Source organism: Citrobacter sp. HN-141 (assembly GCF_033341895.1).
In the GTDB taxonomy this organism is placed as follows: Bacteria; Pseudomonadota; Gammaproteobacteria; order Enterobacterales; family Enterobacteriaceae; genus Citrobacter.
In genome coordinates, this window is the sequence record NZ_JAWPBF010000005.1 from 166,760 (window position 1) to 186,465 (window position 19,706).

A 19,706-nucleotide genomic window follows, 5' to 3' on the forward strand; every position below is an offset into this window, starting at 1 on the left:
GCCTACGTTTGTCGGTAGGCCGGGTAAGCGCAAGCGCTACCCGGTAACAGCAATTACTTTAACCCTTCCGCTTTAAGCGCTGCGGCAACTGCCGGACGCTCAGTCATGCGCGTCATATATGCCTCGATATGGCTTAATCCTGCCATATTCAACTTAACCGCATACGCCCAACGCAGCACGGTAAACAGATAGGCATCAGCAATGCTGAAGCGTGCGCCGCAAATCCACGGATTGTCTTTCAGCGATTCGTTCACATACTGCATTTTTTTCTCAAGCAATGCGCGAACGGTTGGTTTGTACTCCTCTGGCGTATCCGGGCGGAACAGTGGGGTAAAACCTTTATGTAGCTCTGTAGCGATATAGTTAAGCCATTCGATAGTTTTGTAGCGGGAGAGACTGCTGGTAGGAGCCAGGAGATGACGGTCTGGAACGGTATCTGCCAGATATTGCATGATGGCGACGCCTTCGGTCAGTAGTGTACCGTCATCCAGCAACAGTGCGGGAACTTGTCCTTTCGGGTTTACCGCGAAAAAATCGTCGCCGTTTTCCAGACGTTTCTTCATCAGATCAACACCATCCAGCGTGAAATCTTTACCGCTCTCACGAAGTGTGATGTGGGAAGCAAGAGAACAAGCGCCCGGTTTGTAGAACAGTTTCATCGGTAACTCCTTTTGGCTGAGGTATACCGTATGGTAGTGCTACCTGGAGCAAAAAAAAAGCCGCTAACAACAGTTAGCGGCCTGAAATTAAGTTTCCCTGAGAATTACGCTGTTGCGGCCTTAGCGGCTTTCTCACTGATGTCGTCATCTTGGGTCATGCGGTTCAGTTTCGGCGCCGTCAGCAGCATCAGTACGGCGATAACTGCAGTAGCAACACCAATCTGCAGGAACACGCGACCGTAGACTTCAAGGGACATCAACGGATCGGTCACATTCTCCGGAACCGCCATCATGTTTGCCACGTAACCACCGATGATGTTTGCACCGGCAGTGGTCAGGAACCAGCTACCCATGATGAAGCCCATCAGACGCTGTGGAACCAACTGCGCCACCATCGCCAGACCCAGACCAGAAATCATCAGCTCACCGATACTTTGCAGACCGTAGCAGATGATCAGCCAGTTAACCGAAACGATACCCGCATCGGTCGCGAATTTCGCGCCCAGCGGCAGGATCAGGAATGCACCGGAGCACAGCACCATACCAATTGCAAACTTGGTCGGCATCGGCAGAGTGTCACCCATCTTGTTATAGATAGCGGCAAGAATTGGGCTACCGATGATGATCCAGAACGGGTTCAGTGCCTGATACTGCTCTGGTTCGAAAGCAATACCCAGAATAGAGTGTTCAACGTTACGAATCGCAAAGAAGTTCAGGGATGTCGGCATCTGGCTGTACAGCACGAAGAAGATAATGGCTTCCAGCATCAGAATAAAGGCGACGATCATCTTACGACGTGCAGCACCCTGCATAGAGAACGCTTCTTTCGCAAAGATAACCACGATACCCATGGCGATAACACCCAGAACCATACGTGCGATGCCCTGGTTGTGCAGCAGCCATGTTGCGATAGCGATAAGCACCACAACACCAACAATGGTCAGCAGTAGGTTGCGGAAGTTGATGGGTTCAAAGTCAGGCTTGGAACCGTACTGTTTAACCCAGCGCTGGCAGAAGGCGAAGTTAACAACGGTGATCAGCATACCCACGACGCTCAGGGCGAATGCGGTGCTCCAACCGTAACGCGCTGCCAGCCACGGCGTTGCCAGCATAGAGAAGAATGAACCGATGTTGACGGACATGTAGTACATGGTGAATGCACCATCAAGACGCGGGTCATCTTTGGCATAGCAGGTAGAAAGCAGGGAAGATGGGTTTGCTTTAAACAGGCCGTTACCGACCGCGATGGCCGCCATACCCATATAAACGATACCCGCATCGTGACCAGACCATGCAACCAGTGCATAACCGATGGCCAAGACAACGGCACCCAACATAATCACACGCTTTGTGCCCAGAACTTTATCACCTAACCAGCCACCAATGGCAACAAGGCCATACACCAGGGCGCTAAAGGAGGAGAAAAGAGTGATGGAATCCGCTTCTGACATACCCAGTTGCTTCACCAGGTAGACGGCCATAATCCCTTGCAGGCCGTAATAACCAAAACGTTCCCACAGCTCAATTGAGAAAATGAGATAGAACGCTTTTGGTTGTTTGAAGGCGTTTAAACTGACGCTTTCTGTTGGTTTATTGTTTGCAGTAGACACTTTTACCTCTTTTTTTACATCCCATATCAACGGGGGTGTTCTGGTACGTGATGAGTCAAGTTCATCCGTCCGATTGTTATAGTGGGAGGGGAAACGGCAAGTAATGTTCACTATCTTGACCATTCAGACAAGGGGTTTGTAATAATCTGTTACATATAACTCAGATGGTGAAATCGTCGGGACTGAGAAATGTTATCCAGCGTTAAATTTCTTCATTTGAAGAATGGCAGATTTTTACACTGTGAGGATGGGGTTAAAATGGGAATGTGGCGATATGTTCTGCTATTTTGCCTTGAAGGTAGTGATATGGTCCATTATCTGAAAAATAGCCAGTGTAATGTTTTGTATCGAAACGAAGCTGTCAGGTCATATGATTGTCATTTTAACGACAAAATAATAAATATTTTACATAATGTTATCAGGGTGATCTTGATCACGGATGGATAGAAATTTCTACTATTAAAAAAACGATTAACCTGCTCAGGTGTTAGTTCACAAGAATATTACATTAGATATGCCGGAAGGTACGGCATCATTGTCGGGAAATGAACGATTGAGAAGTGCATAACTAATCGTTATGGAAGAGGGGCCAATGTTATGGCCCATACTGTCAGATATCGACTTTTTCTTTGAATTCGCACAGATCTTCGATAATGCAGGAACCGCAGCGTGGTTTTCTGGCTATGCAGGTGTAGCGACCATGAAGAATTAACCAGTGGTGACAATCGACTTTAAATTCACTGGGGACGACTTTCAGCAGCTTCTCTTCGACCTGTTCGACGTTTTTACCTGGGGCGAATTGTGTACGATTACAGACCCGAAAAATATGGGTATCTACGGCAATCGTTGGCCAGCCGAAGGCGGTATTCAGCACCACATTGGCCGTTTTACGACCAACACCGGGCAGTGCTTCCAGTGCCGCCCTGTCTTCGGGTACTTCGCCATTATGCTGTTCCAGCAGGATACGACAGGTCTTAATCACGTTCTCTGCTTTACTGTTGAACAGACCAATCGTCTTGATATACGACTTAACCCCCTCAACACCGAGCTCGAGCATGGCTGCAGGGGTATTGGCGACGGGGTATAGCTTAGCCGTCGCTTTATTGACGCTGACATCGGTGGCCTGCGCGGAGAGCAAGACCGAAATCAGCAGCTCAAACGGTGATGTAAAATTAAGTTCGGTTGTCGGATGCGGATTGTTATCACGCAGGCGCGTCAGTATTTCCAGCCGTTTCGTTTTGTTCATTACACATTCCCTGTTTCACCCGCCGGGTCTGTTGCCATTGCGGCCTCGGCACGGCGCTTCTTCATCTTTTCATCAATCAGATACTTAACCGCCAGCATTAGCCCCAGGCCAATGAATGCACCCGGCGGTAGCATGGCCAGCAGAAATGGTGTGTCAGTATGGAAGATCTCCACGCGCAGGACTTTGGCCCAATTGCCCAGCAGGCCGTCTGCGCCGTCGAACAATGTACCGTTACCTATTATTTCACGCAGCGATCCGAGTACAAACATGGCACCGGTCGCCCCCATACCAATAGAAAAACCATCGAGCGCGGATAAAGCAGGGCCCTTTTTCGCGGCAAAGGCTTCAGCACGGCCCACAACAATGCAGTTGGTTACAATCAAGGGGATAAAGATACCCAGTGATTGATACAGGCCAAAGGCGTAGGCATTGATAAGCATTTGTACCGCACTCACCACGGAGGCGATGATCATGACATAAATGGGAATACGGATTTCGGGCGGTGTCCAGCGGCGTAGCGCTGAAATAGTCAGGTTTGTCAGGGTCAACACCAGCGTAGTCGCAAGCCCCAGACCTAACGCATTGGTTGCGGTAGAGGTAACGGCCAGCAACGGACACATGCCGAGTAACTGGACAAGGGCGGAGTTATTTTTCCAAAGACCCTGAACAATGACGTCTTTAATTTCGCTCATGGTTATTCTCCACAGGCGCTAAGTTGAGGAAGTTGCGCAGGCAGCGTCTGCGCAAACAGGCCAGCACGTTTCACAGCATTAACCACTGCCCGGGGCGTAATGGTCGCACCGGTGAACTGATCAAAATCGCCGCCATCTTTTTTCACCGCCCAGTGAGGGTCGTTCTCCGCGCTAATCGTTTTGCCGCTAAAGTGGGTTATCCAGTCTGAAAGACGTAACTCAATTTTATCACCGAGGCCTGGCGTTTCATGATGTTCCGTCACCCGCGTACCCAGCACAGTACCGTTGAAATCTACACCAACCAGCAGTTGAATTGCACCGGAATAACCATCAGGGGCCGTGGCCTCCAGAATTGCCGCAACCGGACGGTCGTCCTGGCGGGCAATATAGATACGATGTGTACCTTTACCTAGTGCCTGGGCATTAACCAGATAGCAACTTTCTGGCAGATTGTTATTGTAGCGATCGCCAGGCAGTACCTGATCAAACAACGCCTTTTGCTGCAGGGCCGCTTGTTCATCAATGGTAGACTTGGTTAGCTGATTAATCGCCGCTGTTAACCCTGTAGAGCCCGCAGCAAACAGTGCCAGAGTGATACCGTGTTTACGAATCGTTTTCAGCATACGTTGTCCTTAGCGATGTCCGTACACACGAGGACGGGTGTAATAATCAATCAGTGGAACGGTGATATTTGCCAGTAACACGGCAAAGGCTACGCCATCAGGATATCCACCAAAACTACGAATCAGCCAGACCAACAGACCCGCAAGCGCGCCAAAAATCAGGCGACCACGGTTGGTAGTTGATGCCGTAACGGGATCGGTAAGAATAAAGAATGCACCCAGCATGGTGGCGCCGGAAAGCAGGTGCAACTGCGGTGATGCCAGAGAATCTGGCGAGAAAATCCAGCCTAAAGTGGCGCAAACAGCAAGCGATAGCAGGAAGCTCACCGGGATATGCCAGCGAATCGCTTTCTGCCATAACAGTATGATACCACCCGCCAGCCAGGCAAGGTTTACCCACTGCCAGCCAGCGCCTGCAAGCATGCCGCTGTAGATAGGGGATTGCATCACCTGCTCAACAGTACGTCCCGCGTGCAGGGAGGTCTTAAAGGTATCCAGAGGCGTTGCCTGACTAATACCATCAATGCCCATGCGTAGTGTGTTCATATCGCCGCCGCCAGCGGTATGCCCGGTAAAGATAACGTTTAAAGCATCAAAAAAGCCGGGCACCGTAGCGGCAATTTCATGTGGTGGCAGCCAGCTTGTCATCTGCACCGGGAATGAGATCAACAGCACGACATAACCAATCATTGCCGGATTAAAGGGATTCTGCCCAAGACCGCCATACAGTTGCTTGGCAATGATAACGGCGAAGACGGTACCCAGGATCACCATCCACCACGGAGCCAGGGGGGGAATACTGACGGCAAGCAGCAACCCTGTCAGCAGGGCGGAGTTGTCTTTCAGGATCGCGGCAACGGGCTGTTTACGTAGTTTAAGCACGCCCGCTTCGGCGGCGATGGCACTGACCGATGCCAGCACTATCTGGAACAATGTACCCCAGCCGAAGAACCACCATTGAGCGGCAATTCCTGGTAATGCAGCAATCAGAACCAGCATCATGATACGCGATGTCTGACGCTGGTTATGGGTATAAGGGGAGCTAGCTATTCTGAATACCATTTATTCCTCGTTTACAACCTGCTGCTGTGCGGCTTTCTTGGCCTGAGCGCGTGCAATAGCGGCCGCAACGGCAGCTTTGCGCGGGTCAACCGGTTCGACAGATTCCGTGGCGACTTGTTGCTCAAGCTTGCGGGCTTTGGCGCGGGCAATTGCGGCTTCGACGGCAGCTTTGCGCGGGTCAACCGGCTCGGCGGGTTCTGTGGTGGCTTGTTGCTCAAGCTTGCGGGCTTTAGCACGGGCGATGGCAGCTTCGACGGCGGCTTTGCGCGTGTCAACCGGCTCGGCGGGTTCCGTGGCGGCTTGTTGCTCAAGCTTGCGGGCTTTGGCGCGGGCGATGGCAGCTTCGACGGCGGCTTTGCGCGGGTCAACCGGCTCGGCGGGTTCCGTGGCGGCCTGTTGCTCTAGCTTGCGAGCTTTAGCACGGGCAATTGCGGCTTCGACGGCGGCTTTGCGTGGATCCGTACCCGCGCTGCTGTTCTCATCTTTTGACGGATTTTCACTTCGCGCGGCGCGGGCCTGCGCTTTGCGCGCTTCACGTGCGGCAATCACTGCGCTGTTATCCGGTTTTTCACCCGCCTGGATGACAACCGGCTGCATAGCCTGAGCCTGTTTCTCTTTTACGCGAGCCAGTGCGGCAGCGATGGCATCATGATCTTTCGCAGCAGGTTGTACAGCAGCGCTTTTATGCCGTTCAAGACGTGCCGCTTTTTCTCGCTCAAGTCGGGCTTGTCGGGCCTCAAAGCGCGCTTTTGCTTCTGCAGCGCGTTTTTCTTCCTGACTGATGGCGTAAATCTCCGCCTTTTCCTGGCGGAAGTACTGCACCAGCGGGATATTGCTTGGGCATACCCATGCACATGCCCCGCATTCAATGCAGTCAGCAATGTTGTGGGTTGTCGCTTTATCATGCTGCTGGCCTTTACTGAACCAGTAAAGTTGCTGCGGCAGAAGATCGGCAGGGCAGGCATCGGCACAGGCGCTACAGCGAATACAGCCTTTTTCTTCCTGCGGTTCACCCATTTCACTGGCAGAGGGTGCAAGCAGGCAGTTGCTGATCTTCACGATGGGAACATCCAGCCAGGGCAGGGTAAAGCCCATCAGCGGACCGCCCATGATCACCATCTGGTCAGCAGAAGGACAGAAACCTGCATCGTTAAGCAGATGACGAACAGGTGTACCCAATCGCGCCCAAACGTTGCCTGGGCGACTGACTGCTTCACCCGTTAGCGTGACCACTCGCTCGGTGATTGGCTCGCCGTCAATAACGGCCCGCTTGACAGCATAGGCAGTCCCCACGTTTTGCATCAGCACCCCGATATCGGAGGAACGTCCACCGTGAGGCACCTGCTTCCCGGTCAGGATTTGCGTCAGTTGCTTGGCGCCGCCTGACGGGTATTTGGTGGGGATGACACGTAAGCTGATATCGTGAGAATCAGCCAACACAGCGCGCAGCATGGAGATGGCTTGTGGTTTGTTATCTTCAATGCCCAGCAGGACTTCACGTGGTTGAAGAATATGAGCGAGTATGCGGATACCTTCAACCACCTGAGCCGCGCAATCTTGCATTAAGCGGTCATCGGCGGTGATGTAGGGTTCACATTCAGCGGCGTTGATGATCAGTGTTTCAATTTTATCACCGCCACCTTGCAGTTTGACGCCAGTTGGAAAACCGGCGCCGCCGAGTCCGGCAACACCGAATTGGTGAATACGGGCTATGAGCTCCTCGCGGCTGTGGGCACGATAATTTGCCCAACCGTCACGCTCAATCCAGCGATCTTCACCGTCCGCATCAATGATGACGCTAAGTTCAGCTAAAGCCGAAGGATGCGCGGTGGAGTGCGGGGCAATGGCAACAACGGTGCCGGAGGTTGGGGCGTGCACGGGCAGCATTCTGCCGCGCCCACGGGTTAGCGCCTGACCACGCAGCACGGTATCGCCCACATTGACACACAGTTCACCTTCAGCGCCAATATGCTGCTTCAACGGAATAATAAAGCGCGGAGCCAGCGGAACCTGCCGCAGCGGTGTCCCGTTAGACTGGGTCTTCATTTCTGGTGGGTGAATGCCGCCATCAAAGTCCCAGATTTTATTTTTTCTGAATGCGGAGAATAACTTAAGCATGTTGTTCCACAGGAATGATGCGCACAGGAATAGTGTTTAAATCCCACTTCCAGCTGTCAGGTGTCTCGGCGACCGGGCGTAATTCGATACATTGGGTCGGACACGGATCAACGCACAAATTGCATCCGGTGCACAGATCGCTCATCACCGTGTGCATGGCACGCGTCGCGCCCACGATGGCATCGACCGGGCAGGCCTGAATACATTTCGTGCAGCCGATACAGTTATTTTCATCAATGACCGCCAGCATACGAACGGGGGTAGCATCCTGCTCATCACCATCAATAGGTTGCGGATCGACGTTCAACAGGGTCGCAATTTTTAGCATCACCGCTTCGCCACCAGGGGCGCAACGGTTGATTTTTTCGCCCTGACAGCCAATCGCTTCAGCATAAGGACGGCAGCCCGGGTAACCGCACTGTCCACACTGGCTTTGCGGGAGAATTTCATCAATTTTCTCCACGACCGGGTCATCCTCGACGGCAAATCGACGAGAGGCATAACCCAAAATAGCGCCGAACGCCAGACCCAGCAGACTCACTGCGGCAACGGCAATCCAGATAGCATTCATTACAACTTCACCAAACCACTAAAGCCCATAAAGGCCAAAGACATTAAACCTGCGGTAATCAGCGCAATCGCATTACCGCGGAACGGGGCAGGAACGTCTGCCACGGCGAGGCGTTCGCGAATTGCGGCGAACAGAACCATCACCAGTGAGAAGCCGACGGCAGCGGAAAAACCGTACAGCGCCGACTGTAAAAAATTATGCCCGAGGTTGATGTTCAGCAACGCTACACCTAATACCGCGCAGTTAGTGGTGATCAGCGGTAAGAAGATCCCCAGCAGGCGATACAGCGCTGGGCTGGTTTTGCGTACAACCATCTCGGTAAATTGCACCACCACGGCGATGACCAGAATAAAGGCCAGCGTGCGCAGGTAGATGAGATCGAGCGGGATGAGGATCCAGGTGTCAATCAGCCATGCGCAAATGGATGCCAGCGTCATTACAAAGGTCGTGGCGAGGCCCATACCCATTGCGGTTTCCAGTTTTTTGGAAACGCCCATAAAGGGGCATAAGCCCAGAAACTTGACCAGTACAAAGTTATTGACCAGTACAGTTCCGACAAACAGCAGCAGGTAATCAGTCATTTTTCGGCCTGAAATAAAAAAGCCGCCTATTATCTGACAATCTACAACAGGCGACAACAGGTTAACTGTAGGGTTATTACGGGTTCACAAACGTCGTCTTAACGCGTTGCGAGCGTTTGAAATAGGGTACCAGCAGCGCAGCCGCCAACAATGGGAACAGCAACTGACGTACGGCAAACGCATCCGGAACAGGAGAAAATGCAAACGCTTTAATCGCCAGCAACACTGAGATCAGCAGCCATATAATATAATGCTTTGGCACGCAGGCTCTGCGTTTGAAAAACGCGATGGTCAGCCACAGCGTGTAGTACCACATGGCGATAGCGGTAATAAAGGAGACGCCCCATAGCAGCAAATTCGTCGTACTTTGCTCGCTCAGCGTGTGGAATGTCTGCGGTGTAGCCAACGCAGTGACATACAGCAGTAACGCCAGCGAAGCACTTAACAACGCGACTAACAGCCAGGCCAATGGCCCAAGTAGCCAGCCTCCGATACGTTGTGCCGGTGTTGTAGTCATTTCATCTCCAGGTTTACGCGCGCGAACAGACATGCCGTTCATTTTGGGGCAATTATTATAAAGCTTTTAACGCCAGGCGCTACTTTCTTGTTTATTGCACGTAATGCCAGACGGATTTGGGCACCTGACCGACATCGAACAGGCGGCCTCCGGAGATAAGCTCCGCACGGCGATGGTCTGCAGCGCGATACATATTGATAATGTCGCTATCGTCAGTCAGTGTGTAGTTAAGATGATCGAACAATTTTTCCAGACTTTCTAGCGAACTGATTTTGCGGAATTTTAATAAGTAATCCTGAACAGTCATAAAAGGCAATCCATATTAATAAAATAATACTAACGGAGTAGTAAATATTAAAAAACAACCAACGTTGTACAGGTAAACGCGAATTTGCGCGCAAATGTAAGAAGAGTTTTCAACCCTGTGGGAACCAGGCGCTATTCGCGCCTGTGGAAAGGGTAACGCGCTTCACGATCGCAGGCAATACGCACTGGAGCGGGATGCGGCATAATTCGCTTTTTTTTGACAAAAACTGATCTTTTACAGCCCCACCCAGCAACCATCGCGGAGTTAACTGCCTGGCTATAACGGGCTGCGTATATTTATTTTTTCTGTACTGCAGCGACGGGTTCCGGTGGTTGGTAGTTGTCAATATGATTGGCAACACCCAACAGGATCACGGAGACCACGAGAACAATCCAACCTGTTAACTCAATAAGACGATTCATTACTGACGACATTTGCTTTGATTTATCCATAAACACAGGGAGCAAATGTTACTTATCAATAAATAATACAGCAAGAGCATTGGGAACGATTTCGATGACTTTTTCGCGGCAAGTTAACTCTAAGTGGCATATGTTTGACTTAAGTTAAGTAACAACCTTTGTAGCGCAAAGGTTATTAAACTATTGTGGCGCTACTGTCTATGGTGTGAAATAGGCCAGATCTGAATTGAGAGGCAAAAACATGAGTGACAACATCCGCGTTGGGCTAATCGGTTACGGTTATGCCAGTAAAACTTTCCATGCCCCCCTGATCGTGGGCACTCCGGGTCTGGAACTGGTTGCGGTGTCCAGTAGTGATGAAACAAAAGTGAAGGCGGACTGGCCTTCAGTGGCAGTTGTTACTGAGCCCAAACACCTGTTTAACGATCCGAGTATCGACCTGATTGTGATCCCTACACCCAATGATACACACTTCCCGCTGGCGAAAGCGGCGCTGGAAGCAGGTAAGCACGTGGTTGTTGATAAGCCTTTCACTGTGACACTGTCACAAGCACGCGAGCTGGATGCGCTCGCCAGAAGCGTAGGTCGCCTGCTTTCTGTCTTCCATAACCGTCGTTGGGACAGCGATTTTCTGACGCTGAAAGCCTTGCTGGCGGATGGCGCGTTGGGTGAGGTGGCTTATTTTGAATCTCATTTCGATCGCTTCCGTCCGCAGGTCCGTGACCGCTGGCGTGAACAGGGTGGCCCGGGGAGTGGTATCTGGTATGACTTAGCGCCGCATCTTTTAGATCAGGCAATTAACCTGTTTGGCTTGCCCGTGAGTCTGACGGTCGATCTGGCACAGCTCCGCCCGGGGGCGCAGTCGACAGATTACTTCCATGCCATCCTGACGTATCCGCAGCGTCGGGTGATTCTGCACGGAACGATGCTGGCAGCCGCTGAGTCTGCTCGATATATCGTTCACGGATCGCGTGGCAGCTATGTGAAGTATGGTCTGGACCCACAAGAGGAACGGCTTAAAAATGGTGAGCGCCTGCCGCAGGAAGACTGGGGTTATGACATGCGTGATGGTGTACTGACACGCATGGAAGGTGATGAGCAGGTAGAAGAAACCTGGTTAACCGTGCCAGGCAATTATCCTGCGTACTATGCGGGTATCCGTGATGCGCTGAATGGTAACGGCGAGAACCCGGTTCCAGCCAGACAAGCCATTCAAATCATGGAACTGATTGAGCTGGGCATTGAATCGGCGAAACACCGATCGACGCTGTGCCTTGCCTGATAATGTCGAGGCATCTTATCCGACCTACATTGTAACGTAGGCCGGATAAGCGTTAGCGCCATCCGGCAATAAAACCATTACGCTGCGGCGACTTTGTCACGCAGTGCTTGTTTCTCTACATTGCTCAGAAACGCCATTTCCAGACCATTGATTTGCGCCTGGCGAATCTGTTCACGCGTCAATCCTGCAGCCGGAGCGGCTACGGTGTATTCGTGAATAATATCCACACCCTGAACCGCCGGATCGTCCGTATTCAGACTCGCCAGCACTCCGTGCTCAAGGAATGTTTTCAGCGGATGCGTCGTCAGTGAGGCGACGGTACTGGTTTGAATATTCGATGTCAGGCAGGATTCAATGCCGATACGCTGCTCGGCGAGAAAATCCATCAGGGCGCGATCTTCGACGGCTTTTACGCCGTGGCCAATACGCTCTGCTCCCAGTTCTCTGATAGCTTGCCAGATGCTTTCCGGGCCTGCCGCTTCACCTGCATGAACCGTGATATGCCAACCTGCGTCGCGCGCACGGTTGAAATGGGACAGGAACAAACTACCCGGGAAACCGAGTTCATCGCCGGCCAAATCCAGTGCCGTGATGTGATCACGGTGCGTTAACAGTGCATCCAGTTCCTGCAGACAGGCTGCTTCGCCGAAGGTACGGCTCATGATACCTATTAAACGGGCTTCAACGCCGAAAGCCTTACAGCCCTCGCGCACGCCGGCAATAACGGCTTCAACCACACCTGCAACGGGGAGTTGATGCGCCATAGCCATGTAGCCTGGAGAAAAGCGTAGTTCAACGTAATGCAGACCATTACGGGCGGCATCCTCAATATTTTCAAATGCGACGCGACGACAGGCATCCAGCGATGCCAGCACTTTCACACCCCAGTCAAGCTTTGACAAAAAACTGACCAAATCAGGCTCAGTTGACGTTACCTGTACGTGAGGGATCAGCGTTTCAAGTGTTTGAGCCGGGAGCGTTAAATTAAACTGACGACCAAGATCCAGGATCGTTTGGGCTCGGATGTTCCCATCAAGGTGGCGATGGACGTCGGTTAAAGGAAGGGAAGTATCAATCATGGTCGCACTCATGTTTTTAGGTAAAGTGCGCAGTATTATAAGAATAAATCGGGATAAAAATCTATGTTGCGCAATGATTAATTTCATTGCGCAACTTTTGTTAGCGCAGAGAGCGCAGGGCGCTAATTAATCCCTGAACGCCTTTCTCAAGTTTTGAACGGGGGCATCCGGTATTCAGGCGTACAAAACCGCACCCTTCCTCTCCGTAAGTCGATCCCGGCATGATCGCCACTTTTTGCTGGTGGATAAGCGCATTCTGTAACGCCTGGTCATCAACCTTGAGCGGACGTAAGTCTATCCAGGCCAGATAGGTGGATTGTGGGATCTGCCAGTTAAGTTCAGGGAACGCGGTATTAAGTTCATCAGCAACGTAATGCAGGTTACCGGCAAGATAATCCCGTAAGGCATCCAACCAGCGTTCACCTTGCTGATAGGCGGCAATATGTGCGGTGAGTGCCAGCACCGCAGGAGAAGACAGTCCGTCGCGTCCCTTTAGCGCGTTGAGATAATCGTTGCGGCTATTGGCGTCTTCGATGATCCCATATGCGCCGGTTAATGCCGGGATATTGAAACTCTTGGAGCCGGAGGTGAGTAGCGCCCAGTTGCCGCGTGCGACATTGATCCATGGGATATGCGGTTGGTCTCCCCACACCATATCCATATGGATTTCATCGGAAATGACGTTAACACCATGTCGCTGGCATAAGTCAGCCATGGTTTCCAGTTCCTCGCGCGACCACACTTTGCCCGTTGGATTTTGTGGGCTGCACAGCAGAAGAATTTTACTCTCGGGTCGTGAAAGAGCTGCCTCCAGCGTTGCCATGTCGCAATACCAACCGTCGCTCCGCTTTTCCAGAGCGACGGGGAGCACTGTGCGCTGGTTGCCTTCGATAGCCTTGTAGAATGCATCGTAAGCTGGCGTATGGACAACGACCGCGTCGCCAACAGACGACCACTGACGGATGAGTTCAGAGACCATATAGATAACTGAGGGGCCATATACCAGCGATTGAGTGTCGATCTGGGTATTGTGACGAGTTTGAAACCAGTAGCTAATGGCCGCCAGAAATTCGTCATTTTTCCAGCGGCTGTATCCTAACACACCGTGTGACAGGCGCTGGGTCAGCGCCTCCAGAATGCAAGGGGCCGTAGCAAAATCCATATCAGAGATGGTGAACGGCAGCAGATCGGCAGTGCCAAAACGGTCAGCGACATAATCCCACTGGGTGCACCATGTTCCTTGCCTGTTCACAACCTTTGAAAAATCAAACATGTCGTTGTCCTCACGCCTGTACTGTATTCATCAGAACCGCGATTTCGTCTTTCACTGACTGGACCTGCGGGCCAATAACGACCTGAAGGTTATGCTGATTGAGCTGTACCACGCCAATGGCCCGGTTGTCTTTCAGTGCCTGGACATTGACGCGTGACATATCTTTGACCGACAAACGCAAACGGGTAATGCAGTTATCCAGACTAACGATATTCTCCACGCCACCCAGTGCCGCCAGAATTGCCGGGACATTGTAGCCAGATTTACCGGGGGTGCCTGCCATCACTTTCTCGATATTGCTGGAAACGTCGACATCACGGCCCGGTGTCTTCAGATTAAAGCGGGTGATCGCGAAGCGGAAGATAACGTAGTACACCGCAAACCAGATGGCCGCGACAACAGGGACCAGATACCACTTGGTGGACAACCCGTGCAGGATACCGAACACCACGAAGTCAATCAGATTACCGTCTGTGTTGCCGATAGTCACACCGAGCACCGCCATCACGGTAAAGCCGAGGCCGGTCAATAAGGCGTGGATCACGTACAGAACCGGGGCGACAAACAAGAACAAGAATTCCAGTGGTTCAGTGGTACCGCCAATGACGCAGGCAATCAGACCAGAAATTAATAACCCTTTAATTTTATGTCGATTCTCAGCACGAGCACAGTGATACATCGCTAATGCTGCACCCGGCAAACCGCCGAGGAATGCCGGCATTTTGCCCTGAGACAGGAAGCGGGTTGCGCTTTCAGAGAAGCCTTGCGTGGTTGGGCAACTCAGCTGCGCCTGGAAAATAGTGAGTGCGCCACTGACGCTATGACCACACACTTCCTGGGTCCCGCCCGCTTCAGTAAAGCGAATGAGGGCCACCAGAATATGGTGCAGGCCAAAAGGCAGCAGAAGACGTTCGCCGGTACCAAACAGCATCGGACCAAATTCACCTGCGCTGTTGATGATATTGCCAAGCCCGGTAATACCCATCGCAAATACAGGCCAGATCAGAGGGATAACTAACCCAACCAGCCCCATGACCAGTGAAGAGATGATGGGAACAAAACGGGTGCCGCCGAAGAAAGCCAATGCGTCCGGCAGACGGATATTGTGGAAGCGCTCATGCAACATCCAGACAATGATCCCGGCTATGACGGCCCCGAGGATACCGGTGTCGATCGACTGGATACCCAGGATGTTTTGGATATTATTGGCCTTCAGGATTGCCGCATCTGTGGTGGGTAAAATCCCTTTCGCCGTCAACCAGAAGTTAACGGCAAGGTTCATGACCGCGTAGCCAACAAACCCAGCAAATGCCGCCACACCTTTGTTCTCGCGCGCCAGACCGAGAGGAATAGCAATACAGAACATCACGGGTAAGAAACTAAAGGCGAAAGAGCCGACTTTACTCATCCAGGTAAAAAGAGCCTGAAGCACCGGGTTACCCAATGCGGGGATCAGCGTTAAGACATCATGGCTGCTTAACGAACTGCCGATCCCCAACATGATCCCGCAGAAGGAGAGCAGAGCCACGGGCAACATGAAGGTTTTGCCCAACTGCTGGAAAAATTCCCATAACGTTATTTTGGGTGTGGTTCTCGTCGTCATCTAACGACTCCTCGTGAAAGCTTGGTGACAAATGATGGCGAGAAGATAAAACGTTTTACCTAATTTTAGTGCGGTATAAATCACATTATCGAATGATAATAGAGCGTATAACTATAACCGATTGATAAAACGTTTTATCCGTCACGTTATCAGGGAGTTTTCTGTTTTTATGGCTATAGCCAAAAAAATAACCATCCATGATGTTGCGCTGGCTGCGGGAGTTTCGGTCAGTACAGTCTCATTGGTGCTTAGTGGAAAAGGGCGTATCTCATCCGCAACCGGGGAGCGGGTAAACGCTGCCATTGAGCAGTTGGGGTTCGTACGTAATCGTCAGGCATCGGTGCTGCGTGGCGGTCAGAGTGGTGTGGTTGGGCTGATTGTCCGCGATCTGTCTACGCCATTTTATGCTGAACTGACGGCAGGCCTGACGGAAGCATTAGAAGCACAGGGTCGGATGGTCTTTCTTTTACACGGCGGTAAAGACGGTGAGCAATTGGCGCAGCGTTTCGCGATGCTCCTCAATCAGGGCGTGGATGGTGTAGTCATTGCGGGTGCCGCTGACAGCAGTGATGCACTGCGGCAGTTGGCTGAAGAAAAAGGGATTCCGGTCGTATTTGCCTCACGAGCCAGTTACCTGGATGACGTCGACACGGTCCGACCCGACAACATGCAGGCAGCGCAATTGTTGGTTGAGCATCTCATTCGGCACGGTCACCAGCGAATCGCGTGGCTGGGAGGACAGAGTTCTTCTTTAACCCGCGCGGAGCGTGTCGGCGGCTATTGTGCGACGCTGCTAAAATATGGTTTACCGTTTCATAGTGATTGGGTTCTGGAGTGTTCATCCAGTCAGAAGCAGGCTGCCGAAGCCGTTACTGCACTGTTACGCCGCAACCCGACGATCAGCGCCGTTGTGTGTTACAACGAGACCATCGCTGTTGGCGCCTGGTTTGGACTGATGAGAGCGGGGCGTCAGAGCGGCGAAATTGGCGTCGATCGCTATTTTGAACAGCAAGTTTCGCTGGCGGGATTTGCGGATGTGGCGGAAAACGCGCTGGATGACATTCCCATTATCTGGGCCAGTACCCCGGCACGCGAAATGGGTTACACCCTGGCTGAACGTATACTGCAGCGCATTGGTCATGATGACAGCCATTCCCGCAATCTGACGCTTTCCGCCCGACTGGTCACGCAGAAATAGCTTGTCGAAGGTCAAAGCCCGATAAGCGGTATTATCGGGCTGGGTTCAGAGAACAATTACTGCTGGGGAACAGCCGGAGCATCCGGTTCGCCAAGGGTCGGCATACCGAACATACCAACAAACTCATCCAGCGGCATCTTCTGCCCGTTGAGCGTTACCTGACCATTGGTGTACTGCAGGCTGGAGCCGATGGTGTTGTCCTGCATCGTGGTAATGCGGAACATCTGACCCATCGCAGCCAGACCATTAACCTGCTGTTTCGCCAGCCCCGCGGCTTGCTCCTGCTGATAGCCTTCAATTTTGGCTATCTGTGTCATGAACTCAGTCGCCATATCCACAGGAATAGTCAGCTTCGCGTCCAGTGATTTGACGGAACGATCCACTTCCTGAGCCAGCGTTTGTGGCTCTTCTTTGGTCGCGGTTGGATCTTTGAGCAGCAGCGACAGGTTAAACGCCGTTTCACCTTTCGCATTTTTCCAGCTTAACGGCGCAATGGTGATTACGGGTTCACCCTTCATCAGAATGGGCAGCGCATTGAAGAACGCTTCCGTCACTTTCTGCTGATACAGCTCTGGGTTTTGGACGACATCAATCTGCGACATCAGGGCCTTGGTTTGGGCACTGTACTGCTGGCTGAACTGATGCAGGGCTTCACCGTCAATCTGACCCACTTTCAGCGTCAGCTTGCCGCTACCCAAATCCTGCCCCTGTAATTTAAGGCTGTTCAGGGTGTAATCCAGCTGACTGTTCACGGTTTTTCCATCGTTAATCAGATCGGATTTACCATCAATTCCCATGCCTTCCAGCACGGCCAGCTCTTTGCCTTCGACCGATATCGACAGTTTATCGAGAGACAGCTTCTGGTCGCCGATGCGTTCACCAAAACTGGCGACGCTGCTGGACCCTTCGGTTGTCAGGTTATTAAAGGTAATTTGTACCTTCTGATCGTATTCGTTGACTGCATTAACCTGACCGCTTTGCGCATCGCCCGTCAGGGAAACCACATTGCCGTCTTTATCTGCGGTGAACTGGAATTCCCCACCGCTAAAGGCCACTTTTTCATCGCCTTTCTCATAGTTCAGTGGTTTGAGGGAGAGATCGGAACGGGTATCGCCACTGTAGCTAATACGGGAGTTAATGATGAATGGCGTCTCACCTTTGGCAATATCAAACAACGGTTTGGTAACGTCGTTATTGACCAGCGTCGTTTTCACGGAGGCCATAGCCGGAACCAGATTCAGTGATTTCAACTGAGCCAGCGGGAAGGGACCGTGATCCACGGTTTCATTGAGGACGATGCTTTGTCCCGGTTTCAGCCAGGAATCAGCCTGTCCGGCGATAGGTTTTACCACCAACTGCAGTTGGCTATTGAACACGCCGCGCTGGTAGTTTTGATAACTCAGTTCAATGCCCGCCTCAGGGGAGTAGCGTTTTAACTGATCGTTTGCCTGCGTCACCATCTCGGCGAGATGCGTTTCCAGTTTCTTTCCGGTGTACCAGGCGCCGCCCGTCCAGACGATACCCAGCGCAACCACCACACCCGCAGCTACCAGCGATTTTTTCATTTCGATATCCATAAAATAAAACCAGGCGTTTAAAGACGCTTGGAGGAGTGACATGTTTTTAACTCTCTACTAGCTTAGCAAGAGTTGTTAAAAATATCAGTATCTTGCTAGAGCTTGTTGTAAACACGCGCTAGACGGCCGACGCCGCTGACACTTATTGGCGATTCATTCGCACTAATAAATGCGGATTCACCCGGTTTTAGTACCAGACGCTGATCGCCTTTGCTCAGTAGCGCTTCACCTTCTATGCAGAACAAAATCGCCGCGCTGTGCTGGCTAATTACGGCTTCCCCGGCAGACAGTTCATGCAGGGAGAAGGCGAAATCATCAACCGGGATCGGGAAGTCGAGTTCACCACCGGTTTTGACCGGAGTGGTCAACAGTTGGTTCGCGGGTTTTGCGACAAATTTAACGTTGGCCACCAGCTCCGGAATATCAATATATTTCGGCGTCAGTCCAGCACGCAGCACGTTATCTGAGTTTGCCATGACCTCAAGTGCCACACCTTGCAGATAGGCGTGCGGTGTTTCGGCGAACAGGAACATCGCTTCGCCAGGATTTAGCTTCACCACATTCAGCAGCAGTGGGGAGAAAAGACCACTGTCGTTCGGGTAGACATCAGCGATAAGGCGAATAGTCTGCCACGGTTCGCCTTGTTGGCTGTTAAGGGCTGATTTCAGTATTGCCAGTGCATGCGATTTTTCCTGGTCCTGCATATTTAACAGGCTGGCGAAAAGGTAGCTCAGGCGTTCGGCACTGGGTTCCTGCAAAAAGTGAGCAATGGCAGGATGCGCGCCAGCAACCGGTTGTAATAACGCAACGATGTCAGAGAACTCGCGAAACGCATTCATCGCCAGGAATGGCGTCAGGGCAAAAACCAGTTCTGGCTTGTGGTTCGGATCTTTGTAGTTACGCTCCGCGGCATCCATTGGGATCCCGGCTGCGTTTTCTTTGGCGAATCCTATCTCAGAGTTGTGCTTGTTCGGATGGACCTGAATAGAAAGCGGTTGAGCGGCGCAGAGCACTTTAAACAGGAAAGGCAGTTCGCCAAAGCGTTTTGCTACGGCATCGCCTAACAGTGCGGATTTATCGTGCTCGATAACATCGCGCAGAGCAACGGGTTGGCCATCGGCCCCTTGAACCTGAGAGCTGCTTTTCGGATGAGCACCCATCCACAGCTCGGCCATTGGCTGCTGGGTTGGGTTGGCAATGCCATAAAGTTCCGTTAACGCAGTTTTGCTTCCCCAGGCGTAGTGTTGCACTGAGTTGATCAGTTTTTGCATTATCAATGCCCTGTT

Annotated in this window: 19 protein-coding genes; 2 read left to right on the plus strand and 17 right to left on the minus strand. The window is 51.9% G+C overall.

Annotation, left to right across the window (positions count from 1 at the left end; genetic code table 11):
• Nucleotides 1–53: 53 nt before the first annotated feature.
• The 12 genes from gstA to blr form a co-directional block, all read right to left on the minus strand.
• Nucleotides 54–659 carry a glutathione transferase GstA gene (gene gstA, locus RYZ59_RS08365; RefSeq protein ID WP_137381268.1) on the minus strand — a complete coding sequence of 202 codons (606 nt, stop codon included), beginning with the start codon at nt 657–659 and terminating at the stop codon, nt 54–56.
• A 104-nt stretch (nt 660–763) separates the two neighbouring features.
• The gene (gene dtpA, locus RYZ59_RS08370; protein WP_137381267.1) at nt 764–2,269 is read right to left on the minus strand and encodes a dipeptide/tripeptide permease DtpA; all 1,506 of its coding nucleotides are present in this window, start codon (nt 2,267–2,269) and stop codon (nt 764–766) included.
• A 610-nt stretch (nt 2,270–2,879) separates the two neighbouring features.
• Nucleotides 2,880–3,515, minus strand: coding sequence for an endonuclease III (gene nth, locus RYZ59_RS08375; RefSeq protein WP_137381266.1), 636 nt, complete (start codon nt 3,513–3,515; stop codon nt 2,880–2,882).
• On the minus strand, nt 3,515–4,207 hold the full coding sequence (locus tag RYZ59_RS08380) for an electron transport complex subunit E (RefSeq protein WP_137381265.1): 693 nt from the start codon (nt 4,205–4,207) through the stop codon (nt 3,515–3,517). The genes nth and RYZ59_RS08380 overlap by 1 nt, the downstream gene beginning before the upstream one ends.
• Nucleotides 4,208–4,209: 2 nt before the next feature.
• Nucleotides 4,210–4,830, minus strand: a complete 621-nt coding sequence (rsxG, locus tag RYZ59_RS08385; RefSeq protein ID WP_318046067.1) for an electron transport complex subunit RsxG — start codon at nt 4,828–4,830, stop codon at nt 4,210–4,212.
• A 9-nt stretch (nt 4,831–4,839) separates the two neighbouring features.
• Nucleotides 4,840–5,892: an electron transport complex subunit RsxD gene (gene rsxD, locus RYZ59_RS08390; protein WP_318046069.1), complete on the minus strand. Its 1,053-nt coding sequence runs from the start codon at nt 5,890–5,892 to the stop codon at nt 4,840–4,842.
• The gene (rsxC, locus tag RYZ59_RS08395; RefSeq protein WP_318046070.1) at nt 5,893–8,010 is read right to left on the minus strand and encodes an electron transport complex subunit RsxC; all 2,118 of its coding nucleotides are present in this window, start codon (nt 8,008–8,010) and stop codon (nt 5,893–5,895) included.
• On the minus strand, nt 8,003–8,581 hold the full coding sequence (rsxB, locus tag RYZ59_RS08400; protein ID WP_005121200.1) for an electron transport complex subunit RsxB: 579 nt from the start codon (nt 8,579–8,581) through the stop codon (nt 8,003–8,005). Before rsxB ends, rsxC begins: the two co-directional genes overlap by 8 nt.
• Nucleotides 8,581–9,162 (minus strand): electron transport complex subunit RsxA, encoded by a 582-nt coding sequence (gene rsxA, locus RYZ59_RS08405; RefSeq protein ID WP_005121199.1) that lies wholly within the window; start codon nt 9,160–9,162, stop codon nt 8,581–8,583. The genes rsxB and rsxA overlap by 1 nt, the downstream gene beginning before the upstream one ends.
• Nucleotides 9,163–9,238: 76 nt before the next feature.
• Entirely contained in the window at nt 9,239–9,679 is a 441-nt protein-coding gene (locus tag RYZ59_RS08410) for a DUF2569 domain-containing protein (protein ID WP_040233903.1), read from the minus strand.
• Nucleotides 9,680–9,770: 91 nt separating this feature from the next.
• On the minus strand, nt 9,771–9,986 hold the full coding sequence (gene ydgT, locus RYZ59_RS08415; RefSeq protein WP_003832804.1) for a transcription modulator YdgT: 216 nt from the start codon (nt 9,984–9,986) through the stop codon (nt 9,771–9,773).
• Between the two features lie 296 nt (nt 9,987–10,282).
• Entirely contained in the window at nt 10,283–10,408 is a 126-nt protein-coding gene (blr, locus tag RYZ59_RS08420) for a division septum protein Blr (RefSeq protein WP_040233850.1), read from the minus strand.
• A 241-nt stretch (nt 10,409–10,649) separates the two neighbouring features.
• Here blr and RYZ59_RS08425 point away from each other — a divergent pair, with 241 nt between their 5' ends.
• A complete protein-coding gene (locus RYZ59_RS08425) occupies nt 10,650–11,690 on the plus strand; it encodes an oxidoreductase (RefSeq protein WP_048211743.1) in 1,041 nt (346 codons plus the stop codon).
• Between the two features lie 77 nt (nt 11,691–11,767).
• Here the strand turns inward: RYZ59_RS08425 and add are convergent, their stop codons facing one another.
• The 3 genes from add to malX form a co-directional block, all read right to left on the minus strand.
• Nucleotides 11,768–12,769: an adenosine deaminase gene (add, locus tag RYZ59_RS08430; protein WP_318046073.1), complete on the minus strand. Its 1,002-nt coding sequence runs from the start codon at nt 12,767–12,769 to the stop codon at nt 11,768–11,770.
• Nucleotides 12,770–12,869: 100 nt separating this feature from the next.
• Nucleotides 12,870–14,042 carry a MalY/PatB family protein gene (locus tag RYZ59_RS08435; protein WP_318046075.1) on the minus strand — a complete coding sequence of 391 codons (1,173 nt, stop codon included), beginning with the start codon at nt 14,040–14,042 and terminating at the stop codon, nt 12,870–12,872.
• 10 nt (nt 14,043–14,052) lie between these two features.
• A complete protein-coding gene (gene malX / locus RYZ59_RS08440) occupies nt 14,053–15,645 on the minus strand; it encodes a maltose/glucose-specific PTS transporter subunit IIBC (RefSeq protein WP_318046077.1) in 1,593 nt (530 codons plus the stop codon).
• A 169-nt stretch (nt 15,646–15,814) separates the two neighbouring features.
• Here malX and RYZ59_RS08445 point away from each other — a divergent pair, with 169 nt between their 5' ends.
• A complete protein-coding gene (locus RYZ59_RS08445; protein WP_318046079.1) occupies nt 15,815–16,843 on the plus strand; it encodes a Mal regulon transcriptional regulator MalI in 1,029 nt (342 codons plus the stop codon).
• A 56-nt stretch (nt 16,844–16,899) separates the two neighbouring features.
• On the opposite strand, the gene RYZ59_RS08450 is transcribed toward RYZ59_RS08445, so the two are convergent.
• Both RYZ59_RS08450 and manA read right to left on the minus strand, forming a co-directional pair.
• A complete protein-coding gene (locus RYZ59_RS08450) occupies nt 16,900–18,408 on the minus strand; it encodes a YdgA family protein (protein WP_318046081.1) in 1,509 nt (502 codons plus the stop codon).
• A 107-nt stretch (nt 18,409–18,515) separates the two neighbouring features.
• A complete protein-coding gene (manA, locus tag RYZ59_RS08455) occupies nt 18,516–19,691 on the minus strand; it encodes a mannose-6-phosphate isomerase (protein WP_318046082.1) in 1,176 nt (391 codons plus the stop codon).
• Between the last annotated feature and the right edge of the window lie 15 nt (nt 19,692–19,706).

Excerpts from the sequence above, each read along its gene's own strand:
- gstA (WP_137381268.1), bottom strand. The coding sequence starts at position 659 with ATGAAACTGTTCTACAAACCGGGCGCTTGTTCTCTTGCTTCCCACATC.
- nth (WP_137381266.1), bottom strand. The coding sequence starts at position 3,515 with ATGAACAAAACGAAACGGCTGGAAATACTGACGCGCCTGCGTGATAAC.
- RYZ59_RS08380 (WP_137381265.1), bottom strand. The coding sequence starts at position 4,207 with ATGAGCGAAATTAAAGACGTCATTGTTCAGGGTCTTTGGAAAAATAAC.
- rsxG (WP_318046067.1), bottom strand. The coding sequence starts at position 4,830 with ATGCTGAAAACGATTCGTAAACACGGTATCACTCTGGCACTGTTTGCT.
- rsxD (WP_318046069.1), bottom strand. The coding sequence starts at position 5,892 with ATGGTATTCAGAATAGCTAGCTCCCCTTATACCCATAACCAGCGTCAG.
- rsxC (WP_318046070.1), bottom strand. The coding sequence starts at position 8,010 with ATGCTTAAGTTATTCTCCGCATTCAGAAAAAATAAAATCTGGGACTTT.
- rsxB (WP_005121200.1), bottom strand. The coding sequence starts at position 8,581 with ATGAATGCTATCTGGATTGCCGTTGCCGCAGTGAGTCTGCTGGGTCTG.
- rsxA (WP_005121199.1), bottom strand. The coding sequence starts at position 9,162 with ATGACTGATTACCTGCTGCTGTTTGTCGGAACTGTACTGGTCAATAAC.
- RYZ59_RS08410 (WP_040233903.1), bottom strand. The coding sequence starts at position 9,679 with ATGACTACAACACCGGCACAACGTATCGGAGGCTGGCTACTTGGGCCA.
- ydgT (WP_003832804.1), bottom strand. The coding sequence starts at position 9,986 with ATGACTGTTCAGGATTACTTATTAAAATTCCGCAAAATCAGTTCGCTA.
- blr (WP_040233850.1), bottom strand. The coding sequence starts at position 10,408 with ATGAATCGTCTTATTGAGTTAACAGGTTGGATTGTTCTCGTGGTCTCC.
- RYZ59_RS08425 (WP_048211743.1), top strand. The coding sequence starts at position 10,650 with ATGAGTGACAACATCCGCGTTGGGCTAATCGGTTACGGTTATGCCAGT.
- add (WP_318046073.1), bottom strand. The coding sequence starts at position 12,769 with ATGATTGATACTTCCCTTCCTTTAACCGACGTCCATCGCCACCTTGAT.
- RYZ59_RS08435 (WP_318046075.1), bottom strand. The coding sequence starts at position 14,042 with ATGTTTGATTTTTCAAAGGTTGTGAACAGGCAAGGAACATGGTGCACC.
- malX (WP_318046077.1), bottom strand. The coding sequence starts at position 15,645 with ATGACGACGAGAACCACACCCAAAATAACGTTATGGGAATTTTTCCAG.
- RYZ59_RS08445 (WP_318046079.1), top strand. The coding sequence starts at position 15,815 with ATGGCTATAGCCAAAAAAATAACCATCCATGATGTTGCGCTGGCTGCG.
- RYZ59_RS08450 (WP_318046081.1), bottom strand. The coding sequence starts at position 18,408 with ATGAAAAAATCGCTGGTAGCTGCGGGTGTGGTGGTTGCGCTGGGTATC.
- manA (WP_318046082.1), bottom strand. The coding sequence starts at position 19,691 with ATGCAAAAACTGATCAACTCAGTGCAACACTACGCCTGGGGAAGCAAA.